This window comes from Streptomyces sp. NPDC042364, assembly GCF_056437585.1.
Genome location: NZ_JBWKAJ010000019.1, coordinates 140749 through 159481 on the forward strand (window position 1 = coordinate 140749; position 18733 = coordinate 159481).

Consider the following 18733-nt stretch of genomic DNA (forward strand, 5'->3'; position numbering starts at 1 on the left):
CGGCCCCGTTGCGATGCCGCGCGGCGGACCGCCCCCCACGGCTGACCGGCCGCCACGGCGGTCCGACGCCCGCCCGCCGGACGGCCGCGGTGCCCGGCCCCGGCACCTCGATCGTGTCGACGACGTGCACGGCCGCGCTCCTCCCCCGTTCCGGGGGCGGGGCAGGGCTACCGCGGAGCGGGCGTCGCGCACCCGTCACGGGCGAGCTTTTCGGCCAGGTATCCGCCCCTGCCGAAGGGCCTACCGGCTGGTCAGTCCGTAGGGTGACCGTGGACGGGAGACCGTCCGTACGGATCGACGGAAGGGTTCACCATGGCGCAGGAAGTACGCGGCGTGATCGCACCGGGCAAGAACGAACCGGTGCGGATCGAGACGATCGTCGTGCCCGATCCGGGGCCCGGGGAGGCCGTGGTGAAGGTACAGGCGTGCGGGGTGTGCCACACCGACCTCCACTACAAGCAGGGCGGCATCAACGACGACTTCCCCTTCCTGCTCGGCCATGAGGCGGCGGGCGTGGTGGAGTCGGTCGGCGAGGGCGTCACGGAGGTCGCGCCCGGCGACTTCGTCATCCTCAACTGGCGTGCCGTGTGCGGCAGCTGCCGGGCCTGTCGGCGTGGTCGGCCCTGGTACTGCTTCGCCACGCACAACGCCGGCCAGAAGATGACCCTGGCCTCCACCGGCCAGGAACTGGCGCCCGCGCTCGGCATCGGCGCCTTCGCGGAGAAGACGCTCGTCGCCGCCGGGCAGTGCACCAAGGTCGACCCGGCCGCCTCCCCGGCGGTCGCCGGACTGCTGGGCTGCGGAGTGATGGCGGGCATCGGCGCGGCGATCAACACCGGCAACGTGGGCCGGGGTGACAGCGTCGCCGTCATCGGCTGCGGCGGCGTCGGGGACGCGGCCATCGCCGGGTCCCTGCTGGCCGGCGCGGAGAAGATCATCGCCGTCGACATCGACGACCGGAAACTGACCACCGCGAAGCGGATCGGCGCCACCCACACCGTCAACTCCCGCGAGACCGACCCCGTCGAGGCGATCCGCGAGCTGACCGGCGGCTTCGGCGCCGACGTCGTCATCGAGGCGGTGGGCCGCCCGGAGACGTACGAGCAGGCCTTCTACGCCCGCGACCTCGCCGGCACGGTCGTCCTCGTCGGCGTCCCCACCCCCGACATGAAGCTGGAACTCCCGCTGCTCGACGTCTTCGGACGGGGCGGCGCCCTGAAGTCGTCCTGGTACGGCGACTGCCTGCCCGACCGTGACTTCCCCATGCTGATCAACCTCTATCTCCAGGGCCGCCTGGACCTGGAGGCGTTCGTCACCGAGACCATCGGACTCGACGACGTGGAGAAGGCGTTCGAGCGGATGCACCACGGTGACGTCCTGCGCTCGGTGGTGACGCTCTGATGGCCGCCCGGATCGAACACCTCGTCACCTCGGGCACGTTCAGCCTGGACGGCGGCACCTGGGACGTCGACAACAACGTCTGGATCGTCGGCGACGACCACGAGGTCGTCGTCATCGACGCCGCCCACGACGCCGACGCCATCGCCGAGGCCATCGGCGACCGGAGGGTGACGGCCATCATCTGCACCCACGCGCACAACGACCACATCGACGCCGCGCCCGCCCTCGCCGAGCGCACCGGAGCACCGATCTGGCTCCACCCGGACGACCTGCCGCTGTGGAAGCAGACCCACCCCGACCGGCAGCCCGACCACTGGCTGGCCGACGGCCAGGTCATCGAGACCGCCGGCACCGACCTCACCGTGCTGCACACCCCCGGACACGCGCCGGGCGCCGTGTGCCTCCACGACCCGGGCCTGGGCACCGTCTTCACCGGCGACACCCTCTTCGCGGGCGGACCCGGCGCCACCGGCCGCTCCTACTCCCACTTCCCGACCATCATCGACTCCATCCGCGACCGCCTGCTGACCCTGCCGCCCGACACAATCGTCCGCACCGGCCACGGCGACAGCACCACCATCGGGGCCGAAGCGCCGCACCTCCAGGAGTGGATCGACCGGGGCCACTGAGCCACCGCCGTACGCGTGCCGGCATCCCCGGCCGCGCGGTGCCGGCTGCCGAGAAGGCATGGCAGTCGGCACCGCGCGGGGCAGCGGGGCGGCCCAGGGGCCGGACGTACGGAGACCTCAGCCCGTCGCCGGAGCGACCGGGACGAGCAGCGCGGTCACGTTGTCCCGCCCACCGGCCTCCAGCGCGTACGACACCAGTGCCCGCGCGCCGGGGAGCGGCCCGGCCCCGCCCACCACCGCCCTGAGCCCGGCCGCGTCCGGCAGATACCGCCACAGCCCGTCCGTGCACAGCAGCAACCGCCCCGGGCACCCGGGCCGGTAGCTCCGGATGTGCGGCACGGCCTCGTCCGCGTCGGCGCCCAGCCAGGCGGTGAGGGCGTCCAGGCCGCCCGTGTCGTCCTCGGTGAGCACCATGCCGGGACCCTCGTCGGGCAGCCAGTAGGCGCGGCTGTCACCGACCGAGGCGCTCCACATGCCCTCCGGCCCCACCACGCCCGCCACCCAGGTGCACGCCGGGGCGGCCTCCTGCCGCCCCCCGGTCCCCGCCAGCCCGGCGACCGCCCGCCCCGCTCGCCCCACGGCCTCGACGAGCGCGACCTCCGGCAGGACACCGGAATCCAGCAGCCCCGCCAGCGCACCGGCACCCGCCTCGGCCGCGACACGGGCGGCCCGCTCGGCGCGGGGCGCCATCGACACACCGTCGCAGACGACCCCGATCGTCCACGCCCCGCTCGCCACCAGCGCCATCGCGTCCGCGTTGATCTCGCGCCGCAGGCCCCGGTCGCTCACCCCGGCCGCACCGCCGTCCACCTCCATCTCCAGGTGCGCCCGGAAAGCCTCCTGGGCCTTGCCGCAGTCCCAGCAGTGCCCGTCCGGGGCGACCGTTCCTCCACACCGTACGCAGGGTTCCGTCTCGTCCATGATCCGCGCATCCTGCCAGGCGCGTCAGGCGCCGGAAAAGACGACAGAGGATGTCCGGTTTCTCGGAGAGGCTCGTGTCGAGGACGCCGGGCCGCACCCGGCGTCGGTCAAGCTGGCAGTCGTACGCACGGGAGGCAGGGCATGGTGAAGCCGTTGGACGGCAAGGTCGCGCTGGTGGCGGGCGCGACACGTGGAGCGGGGCGCGGGATCGCGGTCGAACTGGGGGCGGCCGGGGCGACGGTGTACGTGACGGGCCGCAGCACACGGGAGCGGCGGTCGGAGTACGACCGTCCGGAGACACTGGAGGACACGGCCGACCTGGTCACCGAGGCGGGCGGCAGGGGAGTCGCCGTCCCGACGGACCACCTCGAACCGGCCCGGGTCAAGGCACTGGTGGACCGGATCGACAAGGAGCAGGGCCGGCTCGACGTCCTGGTCAACGACATCTGGGGCGGCGAGAAGCTCTTCGACTGGGAGGCCCCGGTCTGGGAGCACGACCTCGACAACGGGCTGCGGCTGCTGCGGCTCGCCGTGGAGACCCACGCGATCACCAGCCACCACGCGCTGCCCCTGCTGCTGCGTCACCCCGGCGGCCTGGTCGTCGAGATGACCGACGGCACCGCCGACTACAACCGCGACACCTACCGCGTCTCCTTCTTCTACGACCTCGCCAAGGCCGCCGTGCTGCGCATGGCGTTCGCGCTCGGTCATGAACTCGGCCCGCGCGGTGCCACGGCCGTCGCGCTCACCCCCGGCTGGCTGCGCTCGGAGATCATGCTCGACGCCTACGGCGTCACCGAGGACAACTGGCGCGACGCCCTGGAACGCGTCCCCCACTTCGCCATCTCCGAGACCCCGCGCTACGTCGGCCGGGCGGTCGCCGCCCTCGCCGCCGACCCGGACGTCGCCCGCCACAACGGCGCGTCCCTCTCCAGCGGCGGCCTCGCCCAGGTGTACGGCTTCACCGACCTGGACGGCAGCCGCCCGGACGCCTGGCGGTACCTCGTCGAGGTCCAGGACGCGGGCAGGGCGGCCGACACCACCGGCTACCGCTGACCGCCCGGCCCCGAGGGCAGTTGCCGGCGCGCCGAGTGACCCGGCGGGAGGGCCAGATCCTCCCGCACGGCGGTGTAGTAGCCCTCGCGCCCGGCGCGCTGACGGTCCAGCAGGGCCTGCCAGGCGCCCGGGTCACGGGTCCCGGTACGCAGGAACTCCTCCATCTCCAGCACCACGGCGACCCATGCCCGTGCCTTCTCCACGACCTCGGGGCTGCCGAGGAGGAGAAGCGCCTCACCGGAGGGGTCCCGGGCGACGGTCGCCTCCGCCTGGAGCGGCGCGGCCTCCTCCGGCGCCAGGGGGTGGGGATGCGGGTCGTTGCCGAGGTGGGAGGCGACCCGGTAGGCCAGGGTGACGGACTGCTTCAGGGCCCGGGCCCAGTCCGCGTAGACCGTGAGGCGGCGTTCCTCCCACCGCGCGGCCTGCTCACGGCTGAAGCGGACCTGCTCGCCCCGCATCACCACGAGATAGGAGCCGAGTGCGCCGATCACCACGCCGAGCAGCGCCGGGAGTTGCTGGATGAAGGTTGACATGACCGCACCGTAACCGGGGTCGAGATCACGTCGCATCGGTGGTCGCGACCGTCCCCGCGGTACGTTCTGCCGTATGCGGACGACGGGACGCTTCGACGGGTACGGCGTGCTCATCACGGGTGCGGCACGCGGAATCGGCGCGGCCACCGCCCGACGGCCGGCCGAGGAGGGGGCCCGGGTCCTCGTCACCGACGTGGACCTGCCGGCGGCCGAACGGACCGTGGCGGAACTGCGCGGCCAGGGGCCGGCCGCGCACGCCTTCCGCTGCGACGTCGGCGACCGGGACTCCGTCGAGGCGGCCGTCGCCCACGCCGTGGACGTCCTCGGCTCGCTCGACGTGCTGGTGAACAACGCCTTCAGCTGCACGCCCGACGCCCCCCTGTTCGAGGACACCCCGGACGAGACCTGGGACCGCGACCTCGACCTGACCCTCACCGGCGCGTTCCGCTGCTCCCGCGCCGCACTGCCGCATCTGGTGGCCTCCGGGCGCGGGGCGATCGTCAACATCGGCTCCGTCAACGGCCTCCAGCACTTCGGCAACCACGCCTACAGTGCCGCCAAGGCGGGCCTGATCTCGCTGACCCGCACCCTCGCCGGGGACGCCGCGTCGCGCGGTGTCCGCGTCAACCTGGTGGCCCCCGGCACGGTCCGCACCTCGGCCTGGGCGGGACGTGAGGACCGACTCGACGCCCTGGCCGAGATCCATCCGCTGGGCCGGGTCGGCGAACCGGAGGACATCGCCGCCGCCGTCGCGTTCCTGGCCTCCCGGGACGCCGCCTGGATCACCGGGACGACCCTGCGGGTCGACGGCGGTCTGCCGGCCGTGAACACCTCCTTCGAGCGGGTGGCACGCGTCCCGCGCGACGAGAAGCGGGAGACGGAGGATGAGGGTGAGCCCTCAGCGCCCTTGTGAGCATCCCCGCGGCGTCGCGGCGTCGCGGCGTCGTGGCGTCCGGCACGCCCTCTCGCCGCACCGCGCGACCGCCAACCGGACCCGTCGGCGTGACGCCACCGCCGAGCCGGGCACCGGGCGGCAGCCACTGCCCTACCCCATCGCCTCGACGATCCCGTCCCACAGACGGGACCTCGCCTCGAGCGCCAGGGTCGCCGTCTCCACCGCCTCCTGCCACCGGCCGGCCTCGCCCCCGCACAGATCCGCCACCATCGCCATCGCCATCGGGGTGTGCTCCTCCCCGTCGACCTCGATGTGCCGCGCCAGATAGTCGCAGAACAACGGGAACCGATCCGACCCCTCCTTCTTGATCACCTGGTCGAACATGTCGGGGATCAGGTCCTCCCGGGAGAACGCGAACGCCGCGGCCCGGCAGTGCAACGGGCGCTCCCCGATGATCCCGAACGTCGTCCGGACGAACTCCGCCGCGGGCAAGGGCACTTGCGCGACCCTCAGGGCAGCCGGCACGTCGTGGCCCTCCTCGACGAGCCCCAGGAACGTGTCGAGGCGGGCGGTGTCCGCGCCGGCCTCGGCCATGCCCTCCCGATACAGCTCGAAGTGACTGGTGAACCCGCCGTTCAGCTCGTCGCTCTCCTCGACCAGGACGATGTCGTTGACGAGCCGCCGGCTCACCTCCGAGCCACGCGGCACCCACGGGACGTCGACACAGGTGAGGTCCCGCTGGAGCGACTTGAGCAGGGACATGAAGTCCCACACCGCGAACACATGGTGCTCCATGAAGACGGCCATGTCCGCACGGCTGTCGATGCGCTGATAGACCGGGTGCGCGGTGACTTCCTTCCGTACGGGTTCGATCGCGGCACGCGCCCTGTCGATTCCCTCATGGTGCACATCCCAGTCGTACCTGGACATGGCTCTCCTTCTGTTTCCTGCGCTTTTCCGCAGAGCCCGAGGGCGATGGTGCGCCTTTAGCAGTTTCCTCGGCAAGCACTTCCGGGAATTACCGAAAGTAACTCGGGTGCACCCCCCGACAGACGGATCCAAGGCGGCCGAAAGAGCGCCATACGGGAAGGTTCCGGACACCTTGAAAAAGTTCGTTGAAGATTTGAACGGGGTGTCAGTTCTTCGCGTACTCGACGGCGTGAGCAGGAATCCCGTTACCGTCACCATCGCGTATCACGTGGTGCCGGGACGTGAGGCCGACTTCCACTCGTGGGGGTGGGCCACGCTGCGTACGAGTGCGCGGCAACCGGGCTTTCTGGGGGGCGGCGTACTGGTCGACGGAGAGGCGGAGTGGCATGTGGTCTACCGCTTCGACAGTGAGAACTCGGCCCGGACCTGGGAGAACTCCCCGGCCTGGGCCGAGTGGGCGGCACGCGCCGAGGGGCTGGCCCGGGAGACCGGACGGCGGAGCGTCGCGGGCTCCAAGGCGTGGTTCGACTCCCAGACCGCCCGGGAACCGGCGCCGGCCGCCCCGCGACCGCCCCCGAAATGGAAACTCTGGCTGGTGAATATGAGCGCGGTGTTCCCACCCGTGCTCCTTTTCAACCTGCTGGTCCTCCCTTATCTCACCGATCTCAATCCACTGTTTCGAACACTTCTGCTGTGTCTGTCCGTGACGGCCATCGTCACCTGGATTCTCATGCCGAGGCTCCAGCGATTCCTCAAGAAATGGCTGTACCCGCCGCTGCAGGCGCTGCGCGGCCGGCACAAGCGTCGGACCGCCTAGGTCCGAGAACGATCAGAGGGGGGTGGGCGGGTTGAAGACCCTGCTCATCGACAATTATGACTCGTACACATACAACCTGTTCCAGCTGATCGCCGAGGTCAACGGCGAGGAGCCGGTGGTCGTGCTCAACGACACCTCACCCGACGACATTCCGGCACTGCGGGAATTCGACAACGTCGTGGTGTCGCCCGGGCCCGGGCACCCCTCGAAGCCGCGCGACTTCGGTATCGCCGCGCAGGTCATCGCCGAGGCCGCGATCCCCGTCCTGGGTGTCTGCCTGGGCCACCAGGGCATCGCGGTGGGGGAGCGGGCCGAGGTGGAGCCCGCCCCGTGGCCCCGCCACGGACATCTCTCCACGGTCCGCCACGACGGCCGCGACCTGTTCCGCGGACTGCCGCAGAACTTCACCGTCGTCCGCTACCACTCGCTGTCCGTGCGCGAGCCCCTGCCGCCGACCCTGGAGGCCACCGCCTGGTCCGAGGACGGCGTCCTCATGGGCCTTCGCCACCGCGAACGGCCGCTGTGGGGCGTGCAGTTCCACCCCGAGTCCGTCCTCACCGACCACGGCCACCGCCTGCTGGCCAACTTCCGCGACCTCACGGAGGAACGCGCCGACGGCCCCCGTACGAGAAACACCCGGGCCGCGCTCGCCGCCCCGCCGGACGGCACCCCGGTCATCCCTCCGGCCCGCACGGCGACCACCGCCGTCACCCCGCTCTCCGACGCGATCCCCCGCCCCCGGCGCGCCCCCGGCCCCGCGTACCGGCTGCACACCCGCCGCATCGCCACCGCCGTCGACGCCGAGGCCGCCTTCACCCGGATGCACGCCGACGCGCCGCGCGCCTTCTGGCTGGACAGCTCCCGCGTCGAGGAGGGCCTGTCCCGCTTCTCGTTCTTCGGCGACGGCAGCGGCCCGCTCGCCGAGTTCGTCCGCTACGACGTCGACAGCGGCGTGTGCGAGATCGAGCGGGAGGGACGGCCCACCCGCCGGGTCCGGGCGAGCGTCTACGACTATCTGAAACGGCAGCTGGCGAGCCGCAAGGTCGACGCGGCAGGTCTGCCCTTCGACTTCACCGGCGGCTACGTCGGCTACTTCGGCTACGAACTCAAGGCCGACGGCGGCTCCCCGAACCGGCACACCGCCGACACGCCCGACGCCTGCTGGCTCTTCGCGGACCGGCTGATCGCCGTCGACCACCAGGAGGGCCACACCTACGCCGTCTGCCTGGCCGAGGACACCCCGGCAGCCGCCCGTGAGGCCGGCGACTGGCTCGACACGGCGCTCGCCCAGCTGACCTTCATCGCCTCGAACCCCACCCTGCCCCTGAGGTCGTCGGCGCCCTATCCCCGTGCCGCCGAACCCTGGCTCGTCCGCGACCGCGCCACCTACCTCGCCGACATCGACACCTGCAAGGCGCACCTGCACGCCGGCACCAGCTACGAGGTCTGTCTGACCAACGCGGCCCGTTTACCCGCCCCCTACGACCCGTACGACTTCTACCGGGCGCTGCGCCGCCTCAACCCGGCCCCGTACGCGGTCTTCCTGAGGTTCGGCGACCTCGACATCGCGGGCTCCTCGCCCGAACGCTTCCTGAGGATCACCCGCGACGGCGTCGCCGAGGCCAAACCCATCAAGGGCACCGCCCCGAGAGGCGCCACACCGGAGGAGGACGACCGGCTGCGGGAGGAACTCGCCGCCGACGCCAAGAGCCGCGCCGAGAACCTGATGATCGTCGACCTGCTCCGCAACGACCTCGGCCGGGTCTCACGGACCGGCACGGTACGGGTCTCCCGCCTCATGGCCACCGAGACGTACGCCACCGTGCACCAGCTCGTCTCCACCGTCGAGGGACGGCTGCGCGAGGGCACCGACGCCGTGGACTGCGTCCGGGCCTGCTTCCCCGGCGGCTCCATGACCGGGGCGCCCAAGCTGCGCACCATGGAGATCATCGACTCCCTGGAGACCGAGGCGAGAGGGGTGTACTCGGGCGCCCTCGGCTACCTCGGATGCGGCGGCGGCGCCGACCTCGGCATCGTCATCAGGACCGCCGTCTTCCAGGGCGGCCGGATGCACCTGGGTGCCGGCGGCGCGATCGTCCTCGACTCCGACCCCGCCGCCGAGTACGACGAGATGCTCCTGAAGACAGCGGCACTGATGCGGGCCCACCGCGAACACTCCTCCGCCCCATCCGTCACCCAGGAGACCACCCGATGACGACGACACCGCACCCCACGCTGCTCGGGACCGTCGCGGGCATCCCCACCCAGCGGACGGTCCCGGCGCCCGCGCCGGCCGACGCGGGCGCTCCCGGAAACCTCGCCGCCCACCTGGCCGCCCTCGCGGCACGCCGGGGCTGGACCGACCGCCCCGCCTTCCACCAGGGCCACCGCGCCCACACCCACGGCCACATACACGACCTCGCGTCCCGCACGGCGACCGTGCTCCACGACCACGGAGTCCGCCCCGGCGACCGCGTCCTGCTGGCCCTGCCCGACTCCGTCGCCTGGGTGACGGCCTTCCTGGCCACGGCCCGCCTGGGCGCGGTGGCCGTCCTCGTCAACCCGGAACTGCCGCCGCCCGAGATCCAGTTCATGGCACAGGACACGGAAGCGGTCCTCTGGGTGACGGGCCCGGGCCTGGAGGCCCGTGTCCCGGCCGGCACGGAGCAGCGCCTCGGTTCGGACCAGCTGGCCGCGCTGAGCGCCACCGCGAAGCCGATGGAGACGGCGCACCGGGTGGACGCCCGCACGCCGCTCTACATCCAGTACACCTCAGGCACCACGGGCCGCCCCAAGGGCGTCGTCCACGTCCACGGCGACCCCGGTACCTACCACGACCTCATCGGCCGACGGCTCCTGCGCATCACCCCGGACGACGTCACCCTCTCCGTCTCCCGGCTCTACTTCGCCTACGGCTTCGGCAACGCCTTCGCCTTCCCGCTCTTCTCCGGCTCCAGCGCGGTCCTCACCGACCACCGCCCCACCCCCGCGCTCGTCGACGAGCTGGTCACCCGCCACCGGGTGACCCTGCTGTACTCGGTGCCGTCGGCGTACGCCGCCCTCGTCGCCGACCGCGCGGGCGGCCACGAGGGCTGCTTCACCTCGGTGCGCGCGGCGGTCTCCGCCGGTGAGGGGATGCCCGCCGGGCTCGGCAAGCAGGTCACGGAACTGCTGGGCGCGCCCGTCCTGGAGCAGATCGGCTCCACGGAGGCGGGCCACGCCTTCTGCGCCAACGGCTTCGACCACAACCACCCCGGCACGGTCGGCCGCCCCGTACCCGGCTTCGAGATCGAACTGCGCGACCGCGCCGGCACCCCCGTACCCGACGGCGAGACCGGCGAACTCTGGGTGCGGGGGCCGACGGTGACGCCCGGGTACCTCAACCGGCCCGAGGAGACCGAGCGGGCCCTGGCCGGCGGCTGGCTCAACACCCGGGACCGGGCCCGCCGCGAACCCGACGGCACCTACCGGCATCTGGGCCGGGCCGACGACATGGAGATGGTCGGCGGCATCACGGTCTCCCCGCTGGAGGTGGAAGCCCTGCTGCGCACCCACCCGGGAGTGCGGGACGTCGCCGTCGTGGCCGTCACCGACGAACGCGGCGCGAGCCGTCTGCGGGCCTTCGTCGTCCCCGTCCCGCCCATCGCCGTGGGCCTGGAGGCCGAACTCATCTGCAAGGCCCGTGACAACCTCGCCGCCTTCAAGGTCCCCCGCGACGTCAGCTTCGTGCCCACCCTGCCCCGCACGGCGACCGGCAAGCTCCGCCGGCACCTCGTCCGCCGAGGAGCGTGGTGAGCCATGCCCGACACCCCCGCCCCCGCAGAAAGGCCGCGCCTCATGCGCCACCGGCAGCAGGCCGGACGGAGCGCGTCGCCCGCGCCGGCCGGACGCGGCTTCTACCTGGGCTCGATGCTCAGGGACGCCGCCGACCGTCACGGGCAGGTCTTCGTCACCCTCGACCGCCCCCTCGACATCGCCCCCGCCGTCGGGACCGACCTCACGTACACCACCCTGGCCGACCTGGTCGACGAACTCTCCGGCCGCCTCTGGGAAGCGGGCGTGCGCCCCTCCGAGGAGGTCGTCGTCCACAAGACGGACAACGTCGACATCGTCCTGCTGAGCTGCGCGGTCTCCCGTATCGGCGCCGTCCCCGTCCTGCTGTCGCCCGGACTCGCGGGCCCCGTCGCCGGGCAGCTTCTCGAACGACTGCACAAGCCCTGGCTGATCACCGACCGGGCAAAGCTGGACGGCCCGCTGCGGGACGCCGACCTCACCGGCGCCGTCCGGCGCACGCTCAGCGTCGACGACGCCCCGGGAGCCGAACCGCTGGAGAAGTACGCGGGGGCGGAAACGCCCGCCGCCGTACGCCTCCACCCCCGCGAGCCCTCCCTGATCACCCACAGCTCCGGCACGACCGGCCTCCCCAAGCTCGCCGTGCACTGCCCCGACACCATGTGGAACCGGCTGGTCCCGCAGAAGGCCATGGGCTGGCCCACCCGGGGCGAGACCGCCGCCCTGCACATGTCGTTCGTGCACTCGCGCTTCTACCATCTGCTCGGCGTCCTGCTGCACTTCGGCAGCCCGCTCGTCCTCATCACCGACCCGGAGCCGGCGAACGTGGGCCCGCTGCTGGCCCGCCACCGCCCCGGCATCGTCGAGACCCACCCCAACACCTTCGTCCTGTGGGAGGAACTGGCCGACGCGCCCGGCGCCCCGCTGTCCCGCGTCCGCTCCTACGGGTCCACCTTCGACGCCATCCACCCGCGGACCGTGCGGCGGCTGCTGGACGCCTCCAAGCGGCGCTCGCCCTGGCTCATCCAGCTGTACGGGCAGAGCGAGACCGGCCCGGTCGCCGTCCAGTGGTTCACCCGCCGCAGCGCCGCCCGCGCGGACGGACGCCGGGTCGGCATCGGCATCCCCGGCTTCACCCGGGTCCGCGTAACCGACGAGACGGGCCGTCGGGTCGCCCCCGGCACCCCCGGCCGCATCGAGGCCCGCACCCGCGGCCGCATCCTCACCTACCTCGGCGCCCGCGAGCGCTATCTGCGCCAACTCGACGGCGACTGGTGGCAGATGGGCGACATGGGCTACCAGAACCGCTGGGGCGCCCTGCACCTCATCGACCGCGAGATCGACCGGATCGACTCCGTGCACAGCAACCTGGAGGTCGAGGACACCCTGATGTCCCGCCTGGAGGAGCTGCGCGAGGTCGTCATCGTGCCCGGCGCCGACCGCGAACCCGTGCCCGTGGTCTGCGTACGCGGCGAACGCCCCCTGGACCTGCGGCGCTGGCGGGAGGCCACCGCGGATCTGCCGGCCATGGCGGAGCCGAGGCAGTGGCGGTTCGAGGAACTGCCCATGACCTCCACCTGGAAGGTCAAACGGCTCGAGATCACCCGCATGCTCACCGAGGGCGCCCGCGCATGACGACCCCGGCACTCGTCGTGGGCGCCGGCCCGGTCGGCCTCTCCGCGGCCCTCGCCCTGCGCGCCCGGGGCCTGCCCGTGGTCCTCCTCGAAGCCGACCCCGAGGGCCGCGAACGTCCGGGCAGCCGTGCCCTGTTCGTCCACCGCGAGACCCTGGAACTGCTGGAGGGCATGCGCCCCGGACTCGCGCTGAAGATCGCCGCGTACGGGCGGACCTGGCACACCGGACGCACCCTCTACCGGGGCCGCGAGGTCTACGCGCGCACCTTCCCGCCTCCCACCGGGACCCCGCCCTTCACCAGCCTCCGCCAGGTCGACACCGAGCGCTTCCTGCTCGCCGCCTGCGAGGACGCCGGGGTGGAGTTCGTATGGGACGCGCGGATCACCGGCGTGCACACCGATCCGACCGGAGTGCGGCTCACCGACACCGACGGCCGCACCTGGGAGGGCACCCACGCCGTCGCCGCCGACGGCGCCCGCTCCGCGGTGCGGCGCGAACTGGGCATCCCCCTGGAAGGCACCCGCGGTGACGGCTTCCACGTCGTCGTCGACGTCGCCGACGTTCCCGGAGCCGAACTGCCCCTGGAGCGGGTCTTCCACTACGAGCACCCGGCGCTCGGCGGCCGCAGTGTCATGCGGGTGCCGTTCACCGGCGGCTTCCAGCTCGACCTCCAGTGCCACGACGACGACACCGCCGAGGAGTACGGCACCGAGGAGGCCGTACGCCGCTGGCTGCCCGAGGTCGTCGGCGACGGCTACGGCGACCGTGTCCTGTGGGTCTCCACCTACCGCTTCCTGCGCATGGTCGCGGCCGTGTTCACCGACCCGCACCGCCGGGTGCTGCTCGCCGGTGAGGCCGCCCATCTCTTCCCGCCGTTCGGGGCCCGCGGCATGAACAGCGGGATCGCGGACGCGGCCGCCGCCGCACGGGCCATTGCCGACGGCACGCCCGAGGCCGTCGCCGACTTCGCCGAGGTCCGGCGCGCGGCGGGCCTGTTCAACAGCGCCGCCGCCGGCACCGCCCTGGACCATCTGCGGCCCCGGCGCCGTATCGTCCGCGTCAAGCAGCGCGCGGCGGCGGCTCTCGCCCCCGTCGTACCCCGGTGCGGCGCCTGGCTGGAGCACGCGCCGTACGGCCCGCGGCACGGCCCTCCGGCCGTCGCGGGCCGCAAGTACTGAAACCGGACATGAGCGAACAGGAGTGCCGAGTGACACAGCCGGCCATCGCGGAAGGTCTGTCGACCTGGTCCCCCGAACACGGTCTGACCCCCGGTCAGGTCCAGGGCGGACGTCTTCTCGTCGCGGACTCCTGGTTGTTGCGCGACGGGCGGGTGCGCGGTTTCGACCGGCACCGGGAGCGGTTCCTGCGGTCCTGCGGCGACTGCGGGGCACCGCCGCTCGGCCGGGTGGCCGACTTCTGGACGGACATGACGGCCGCCCTGCCGCGCACGGGGACGTGGTTCCCCCGGGTGGAACTCGCCGCAGGATCACTGGAGTTGCGCCTGCTGCTCCGCCACGCCCCGCCCCTCGGGGCCGAGGTGCGGGTGTGGGCGGCCGGCCAGCCCGACCCGCGCACGGTGCCCCGCCGCAAGGGCCCCGACCTGGACGCCCTGGCCCGGGTTCGCGGTCGTGCCTCCGGCGCGGAGGCCGACGAGGCCGTGCTGATCGCCCCGTCCGGACTGGTCCTGGAGGCCGCCAACTCCAGCCTGTTGTGGTGGGAGGACGACACCCTCTGCCTGCCGCCACCCCGACTGCCCGTCCTGCCCGGGGTGACCATGGCGCTGGTCCTGGAGCGGGCGGCCCGTACCGGCGTCCGTGTCGCCCACCGCGAGCGCTCCCTGGCCGACCTGGACGGCCGGGAGGTGTGGCTCGTCAACGCCCTCCACGGCATCCGCCCCGTCGCCGCCTGGACCGGCAGGCCCATGATTGCCGGCCGCGCCGTGCACGCCCCGAAATGGAGGAAATGGCTGGACAGCATTATGGAGCCGCTTCCGTAAACATAGGGGACGCCCGAACGGGGACAAGCGCCGGGCCGCATGGAAAAGGCCCGGCGTATTCAGTGCACGGCTAAATGTGAAATTTCACTTCGGTACCGGCTGATAGGCGCCGGGGACCATGCGGGTCGCGATCGCGATCCGGTTGTAGGCATTGATGACGGTGGCCGCCCAGATCAGTGCCGCGAGCTGGTCGTCGTCGAACACCTCGGCCGCCGCCGCGTAGACGCCGTCCGGCACATGCCCGTCGTTCACCGAGGTCACAGCCTCGGTCAGAGCCAGCGCCGCCCGCTCCCGGGCGTTGAAGAACGGGGTCTCGCGCCAGGCGCCGAGCGCGTAGATCCGCTGCTCGGTCTCGCCCTGGGCGCGGGCGTCCTTGGTGTGCATGTCCAGACAGAAGGCACAGCCGTTGATCTGGGAGGCGCGAATGCGGATAAGTTCGAGGATTTCCGGCTCGACCTTCGCGTCCCGGGCCGCGGAAACGGCGGCGGAGTGCAGGGAGCCCATTGCCGCGGACACATCCGGGGTGATTTTCTTGAGGGCCACGCGAGATATGGAATCGCTGTTGCTCATGGGGAGAACTCTATATGCGAATTACTCGCCGTGTAACTGTTTCGTCTCGAAGCGAGCCACACCACAACCGTCGGCCCGCGCCGTCTGTCTACCCCCACACAACCTACAAAGCACGTGAAAGGGAAAGGACCGCCATGGGGGACACGGGAAGAAGAGGCGCGATCGCCCTGACCGTCACCGGACTGCTCGCACCGCTCACGCTCGCGCTCGGTGCCGCGCCGGCACAGGCGGCGGGTTGCACGACATCGACCGGGCCGTACCAGAAGCAGGTCGAGAAGTTCCTCGGCCGGCCGGTCGACGGCAGGCAGTCGGCCGCCGACTGCCAGGCCATCAAGGCGTTCCAGACCAAGCACGGCATCACCCCGAACATCGGCTACGCGGGCTCCGTCACCTGGGGAGTGATGGACCTGATGAACAAGCAGAAGGCCGTCGGCAAGAACCCGAACAGGGCCGGGAAGTGCCCGGTCAACAAGGGCCGCATCGCCTGCGTCGACCTGACCCTCCAGCTGAGCTGGATCCAGGACGGCGGCAAGCTCGTGTACGGGCCCGTGCCCGTCCGCACCGGGCGCGACGGCTACGAGACCCGCACCGGCGCCAAGAAGATCTACTGGCGGCACATCGACCACGTGTCGTCGATCTACCACGTGCCGATGCCGTACAGCCAGTTCTTCGACGGCGGCCAGGCCTTCCACGCCGCCGCCGTCAGCATGTGGAACCCGCCCGGCTCCCGCGGCTGCGTCAACCTGACGAAGGCCGACGCCAAGAAGTACTGGTCGCTGCTGAAGAAGGGCGACGACGTCTTCGTCTACGGCCGCAAGCCGGGCACCTGACACACCGCCAGGAACCCGGCCCGCAGGCCGCCGTGAGGATCACACCTCGGGCGCGTCCCCGAAGTCCGGGATCTCCAGCCGCACCCCACCCTGCCGCGCGGACTCGTGCGCGACGATCCCCGGCAGGGTGTAACGGGCCGCCACCCACGCGTTGACCGAGGGGAGGGTCCGTGTGTTCACCGCGGTCACGAAGTCGTCCACCAGGAAGTGGTGGCTGCCCTCGTGGCCGTTGTGCAGACGGTCGAACGCCCGTGGCAGCCGCGACCGGTCGTGCACCGGAGCCGAACCGGAGGTGAAGGCGGCCCGCAGATCCGGCGCGATGTGCTGGAGGGAAGGGTCGTCGGGGGACAGCGTCGGCTTGGGTTCGAGCAGCTCGCTGATGTCCTTCACCCCCTTCTTGTCCTGCCACAGCGCCACGGTGGCGAGCTGCTCCATGCTCGCCTCCGTCCCGAAGAACCGGAAGCGGGACTCCCGTATGTGCGAGGGGTAGCCCACCCGCCGGAACTCGTTCGTACGGAACGAACCGCCGCCCGCCACCTCGAACAGCGCGGTCGCGTTGGAGAAGTCGTTCCCGAACCGGCTGACGTCCTTGTCGAACACCCCGTCCCCGCGCCCGTCGACGACGCCGATCGCGGAGACGCTCACCGCGTGCGTCCGCCAGGCGCCCAGCACCCCGCCCACCGAGTGCGTCGGGTAGAGCAGCGGGGGATAGCTCGCGGTCTGCTTCCAGTCCTCGCCGCCGCTGTACTGGTACGCCTCGTAGAACCCCAGGTCCATGTCGTGGACGTAGTCGCCCTCGGCGTAGAAGAGCCGCCCGAAGGCGCCCTCGGCGATCTGGTTCCGGGCGTGCACGGTCGCCGGGTTGTGCTGGCTGGTCTCACCCATCATGTACGTCAGTCCGGTCGCCCGGACCGCGTCGATGATCGCCGCGATCTCCTCCTCGGTGATCGCCATGGGCACCGCGGAGTACACGTGCTTGCCGGCGTTCAGGCCTTGGAGGACCAGCGGCCCGTGCGTCCAGCGCTGGGTGAAGATCGCGACCGCGTCGACCGCCTTCGACTCCAGCATCGCCTCGTACGACGGGAAGGTGCCGGCCAGCCCCTGCGCGGCGACCAGGTGCTCGGCCCGCTCGGGCAGCAGGTCGGTCACGTACACGTCGCCGACGCCGGGATGGGCGTGGAACAGCGTGGCGAACTGGCCGGAGAACTGGCCGGCGCCGACGATGCCGAGGGAGAACGTCATGGAGGGGTCGTCCTTCACAGGTCGTGAGGTCACGGGGGATGAGGTTGATCCGGTGGTTGGTCTCGTCGAGGCTGCTGACCGGCTTGCCCTCGCCTTGGATGGTGGCCGCTTACTTTCGTCGTGAAAATATATGGCAGTCAAGAGGGGGGCCTGCATCGCCGTGCGCGAGTTTTCGCGGCAGGAGCGAGGGTTGTTGTTTCCGGCGTGAAAGAAATAGGGTGTGGGAGTGTGACTCCCATGACCGCTCTCGCCGCCAGTTGGCTGCCGCTCAGCGCCGGAGAACGCGCGGTGGCGATCGAGGTGCTCGTACACGGCCCGCTCTCGCGCACCGACCTCGCCCGGCGTCTCGGCCTGTCCGCGGGCAGCGTCACCCGGCTGACCAAACCGCTGATCGAGTCGGGGCTCCTGGTCGAGACCGCCGAGGGTGCCGCACTCCCCGAGACCCGGCAGGGGCGGCCGTCCCAGCCGCTGGACATCGTCGCCGAGTCCCGCACCTTCCTCGGCTTCAAGATCACCGATGACATGGTCTACGGCGTGGTCACCACCCTCAGAAGCGAGATCGTCGCCCGCCGTGACCGTCCGCTCACCTCCCACGAGCCCGAGCGGGTCGCCGACCTCCTCGCGGAGACGGCCGCGGAACTCGCCGGCCGCCACCCCTCGCTCGCCGGAATCGGCATCGGGGTCGGCGGCCTCGTCGAGCGGCAGGCCGTGGTCGGCGAGTCACCCTTCCTGCGGTGGCGCGACGTCCCGCTGGCGGGCCTCGTCGAAGAGCGCACCGGGCTGCCCGTGGTCGTGGAGAACGACGTGGCCGCACTCGTCGAGGCCGAGACCTGGTTCGGCGCGGGCCGTGGCCTCGACCGCTTCGTCGTCCTCACCATCGGTGCGGGCCTCGGCTACGGACTCGTCCTGGGCGGCAGGCGGGTCTCCTGTGCCGAGGAGGACCGGGGCTTCGGCCACCACTGGATCGTGGACCCCGCCGGTCCGCTCACCCCCACCGGCGAACGCGGCAGCGCCGCCTCGATGCTGACCATCCCGGCCATCCGCTACCAGGTCCAGGCGGCGACCGGGCGCGAGTGGGGGTACGAGGAGATCCTCGCGGGGGCGGCCACCGGGGACCCGATGTGCGCGCGCGTCATCGGCGAGGCCGGCCGCGCCCTCGGCACACTCGCTGCCCAGATCGCCAACCTCGTCATGCCGCAGAAGATCCTGCTCGCCGGGGAGGGAGTCGGGCTGATCGAGGTGGCGGGCACGTCGGTGGACGACGCGATCCGCGCGAACCGGCACCCCCTCGCCGCTCCCGTCCCCCTGGAGACCAAGGTGTCCGACTTCCACGACTGGGCCCGGGGCGCCGCCGTGCTCGCCATCCAGGTGCTGGTGCTCGGCCGCGGAGTAAGAGCTCCGAACAGAAGTGGAGCCCGGCTCGCGACGCCTGGCACGCACGCTCGCCGCGTTGCCGAAAGCCCCTGGTAGCCCCGCTACAAGGAGC

17 protein-coding genes are annotated in these 18733 nt (G+C 71.9%); 12 read left to right on the top strand and 5 right to left on the bottom strand.

Annotated features, from left to right (window positions below):
• Positions 1-312 precede the first annotated feature (312 nt).
• Positions 313-1401, top strand: coding sequence for an S-(hydroxymethyl)mycothiol dehydrogenase (locus AC067N_RS30420; RefSeq protein WP_478682101.1), 1089 nt, complete (start codon positions 313-315; stop codon positions 1399-1401).
• Positions 1401-2030, top strand: coding sequence for an MBL fold metallo-hydrolase (locus tag AC067N_RS30425; protein ID WP_478682102.1), 630 nt, complete (start codon positions 1401-1403; stop codon positions 2028-2030). The genes AC067N_RS30420 and AC067N_RS30425 overlap by 1 nt, the downstream gene beginning before the upstream one ends.
• 117 nt (positions 2031-2147) lie before the next feature.
• On the opposite strand, the gene AC067N_RS30430 is transcribed toward AC067N_RS30425, so the two are convergent.
• Positions 2148-2951: a PP2C family protein-serine/threonine phosphatase gene (locus tag AC067N_RS30430; protein ID WP_478682103.1), complete on the bottom strand. Its 804-nt coding sequence runs from the start codon at positions 2949-2951 to the stop codon at positions 2148-2150.
• A gap of 141 nt (positions 2952-3092) precedes the next feature.
• On the opposite strand from AC067N_RS30430, the gene AC067N_RS30435 reads away from it, so the two are divergent.
• Entirely contained in the window at positions 3093-4007 is a 915-nt protein-coding gene (locus AC067N_RS30435) for an SDR family oxidoreductase (protein WP_478682104.1), read from the top strand.
• On the opposite strand, the gene AC067N_RS30440 is transcribed toward AC067N_RS30435, so the two are convergent.
• Complete coding sequence (locus tag AC067N_RS30440; protein ID WP_478682105.1) at positions 3998-4540, bottom strand: hypothetical protein; 543 nt, start codon at positions 4538-4540, stop codon at positions 3998-4000. The two genes, AC067N_RS30435 and AC067N_RS30440, sit on opposite strands and share 10 nt — an antisense overlap.
• A 73-nt stretch (positions 4541-4613) precedes the next feature.
• Here AC067N_RS30440 and AC067N_RS30445 point away from each other — a divergent pair, with 73 nt between their 5' ends.
• Positions 4614-5453 (top strand): SDR family NAD(P)-dependent oxidoreductase, encoded by an 840-nt coding sequence (locus AC067N_RS30445; protein WP_478682106.1) that lies wholly within the window; start codon positions 4614-4616, stop codon positions 5451-5453.
• A 132-nt stretch (positions 5454-5585) separates the two neighbouring features.
• On the opposite strand, the gene AC067N_RS30450 is transcribed toward AC067N_RS30445, so the two are convergent.
• Positions 5586-6365, bottom strand: coding sequence for a DUF3050 domain-containing protein (locus AC067N_RS30450; protein ID WP_478682107.1), 780 nt, complete (start codon positions 6363-6365; stop codon positions 5586-5588).
• 172 nt (positions 6366-6537) lie between these two features.
• On the opposite strand from AC067N_RS30450, the gene AC067N_RS30455 reads away from it, so the two are divergent.
• The 6 genes from AC067N_RS30455 to AC067N_RS30480 are packed head-to-tail and all read left to right on the top strand — an operon-like array spanning position 6538 to position 14605.
• Positions 6538-7182, top strand: a complete 645-nt coding sequence (locus AC067N_RS30455; RefSeq protein WP_478682108.1) for an antibiotic biosynthesis monooxygenase — start codon at positions 6538-6540, stop codon at positions 7180-7182.
• A 31-nt stretch (positions 7183-7213) separates the two neighbouring features.
• Positions 7214-9397 carry an aminodeoxychorismate synthase component I gene (gene pabB / locus AC067N_RS30460; protein ID WP_478682109.1) on the top strand — a complete coding sequence of 728 codons (2184 nt, stop codon included), beginning with the start codon at positions 7214-7216 and terminating at the stop codon, positions 9395-9397.
• Entirely contained in the window at positions 9394-10977 is a 1584-nt protein-coding gene (locus AC067N_RS30465) for an AMP-binding protein (protein ID WP_478682110.1), read from the top strand. Before pabB ends, AC067N_RS30465 begins: the two co-directional genes overlap by 4 nt.
• 3 nt (positions 10978-10980) lie before the next feature.
• Positions 10981-12609, top strand: a complete 1629-nt coding sequence (locus AC067N_RS30470; RefSeq protein WP_478682111.1) for a class I adenylate-forming enzyme family protein — start codon at positions 10981-10983, stop codon at positions 12607-12609.
• Positions 12606-13787: an FAD-dependent monooxygenase gene (locus tag AC067N_RS30475; protein WP_478682112.1), complete on the top strand. Its 1182-nt coding sequence runs from the start codon at positions 12606-12608 to the stop codon at positions 13785-13787. The genes AC067N_RS30470 and AC067N_RS30475 overlap by 4 nt, the downstream gene beginning before the upstream one ends.
• A gap of 29 nt (positions 13788-13816) precedes the next feature.
• A complete protein-coding gene (locus AC067N_RS30480) occupies positions 13817-14605 on the top strand; it encodes an aminotransferase class IV (protein WP_478682113.1) in 789 nt (262 codons plus the stop codon).
• A gap of 84 nt (positions 14606-14689) precedes the next feature.
• Here the strand turns inward: AC067N_RS30480 and AC067N_RS30485 are convergent, their stop codons facing one another.
• Positions 14690-15175 (bottom strand): carboxymuconolactone decarboxylase family protein, encoded by a 486-nt coding sequence (locus AC067N_RS30485; RefSeq protein ID WP_478682114.1) that lies wholly within the window; start codon positions 15173-15175, stop codon positions 14690-14692.
• Positions 15176-15309: 134 nt separating this feature from the next.
• Between AC067N_RS30485 and AC067N_RS30490 the strand changes: the two genes are divergently transcribed.
• Positions 15310-16005: a L,D-transpeptidase family protein gene (locus AC067N_RS30490; RefSeq protein WP_478682115.1), complete on the top strand. Its 696-nt coding sequence runs from the start codon at positions 15310-15312 to the stop codon at positions 16003-16005.
• 39 nt (positions 16006-16044) lie between these two features.
• Here AC067N_RS30490 and AC067N_RS30495 read toward each other — a convergent pair whose 3' ends face one another.
• Positions 16045-17247, bottom strand: coding sequence for a Gfo/Idh/MocA family protein (locus AC067N_RS30495; protein WP_478682120.1), 1203 nt, complete (start codon positions 17245-17247; stop codon positions 16045-16047).
• Between the two features lie 237 nt (positions 17248-17484).
• Here AC067N_RS30495 and AC067N_RS30500 point away from each other — a divergent pair, with 237 nt between their 5' ends.
• Entirely contained in the window at positions 17485-18717 is a 1233-nt protein-coding gene (locus AC067N_RS30500) for an ROK family protein (RefSeq protein ID WP_478682116.1), read from the top strand.
• The last annotated feature ends 16 nt before the right edge of the window (positions 18718-18733 follow it).

Excerpts from the sequence above, each read along its gene's own strand:
- AC067N_RS30420 (WP_478682101.1), top strand. The coding sequence starts at position 313 with ATGGCGCAGGAAGTACGCGGCGTGATCGCACCGGGCAAGAACGAACCG.
- AC067N_RS30425 (WP_478682102.1), top strand. The coding sequence starts at position 1,401 with ATGGCCGCCCGGATCGAACACCTCGTCACCTCGGGCACGTTCAGCCTG.
- AC067N_RS30430 (WP_478682103.1), bottom strand. The coding sequence starts at position 2,951 with ATGGACGAGACGGAACCCTGCGTACGGTGTGGAGGAACGGTCGCCCCG.
- AC067N_RS30435 (WP_478682104.1), top strand. The coding sequence starts at position 3,093 with ATGGTGAAGCCGTTGGACGGCAAGGTCGCGCTGGTGGCGGGCGCGACA.
- AC067N_RS30440 (WP_478682105.1), bottom strand. The coding sequence starts at position 4,540 with ATGTCAACCTTCATCCAGCAACTCCCGGCGCTGCTCGGCGTGGTGATC.
- AC067N_RS30445 (WP_478682106.1), top strand. The coding sequence starts at position 4,614 with ATGCGGACGACGGGACGCTTCGACGGGTACGGCGTGCTCATCACGGGT.
- AC067N_RS30450 (WP_478682107.1), bottom strand. The coding sequence starts at position 6,365 with ATGTCCAGGTACGACTGGGATGTGCACCATGAGGGAATCGACAGGGCG.
- AC067N_RS30465 (WP_478682110.1), top strand. The coding sequence starts at position 9,394 with ATGACGACGACACCGCACCCCACGCTGCTCGGGACCGTCGCGGGCATC.
- AC067N_RS30470 (WP_478682111.1), top strand. The coding sequence starts at position 10,981 with ATGCCCGACACCCCCGCCCCCGCAGAAAGGCCGCGCCTCATGCGCCAC.
- AC067N_RS30475 (WP_478682112.1), top strand. The coding sequence starts at position 12,606 with ATGACGACCCCGGCACTCGTCGTGGGCGCCGGCCCGGTCGGCCTCTCC.
- AC067N_RS30485 (WP_478682114.1), bottom strand. The coding sequence starts at position 15,175 with ATGAGCAACAGCGATTCCATATCTCGCGTGGCCCTCAAGAAAATCACC.
- AC067N_RS30490 (WP_478682115.1), top strand. The coding sequence starts at position 15,310 with ATGGGGGACACGGGAAGAAGAGGCGCGATCGCCCTGACCGTCACCGGA.
- AC067N_RS30495 (WP_478682120.1), bottom strand. The coding sequence starts at position 17,247 with ATGACGTTCTCCCTCGGCATCGTCGGCGCCGGCCAGTTCTCCGGCCAG.
- AC067N_RS30500 (WP_478682116.1), top strand. The coding sequence starts at position 17,485 with ATGACCGCTCTCGCCGCCAGTTGGCTGCCGCTCAGCGCCGGAGAACGC.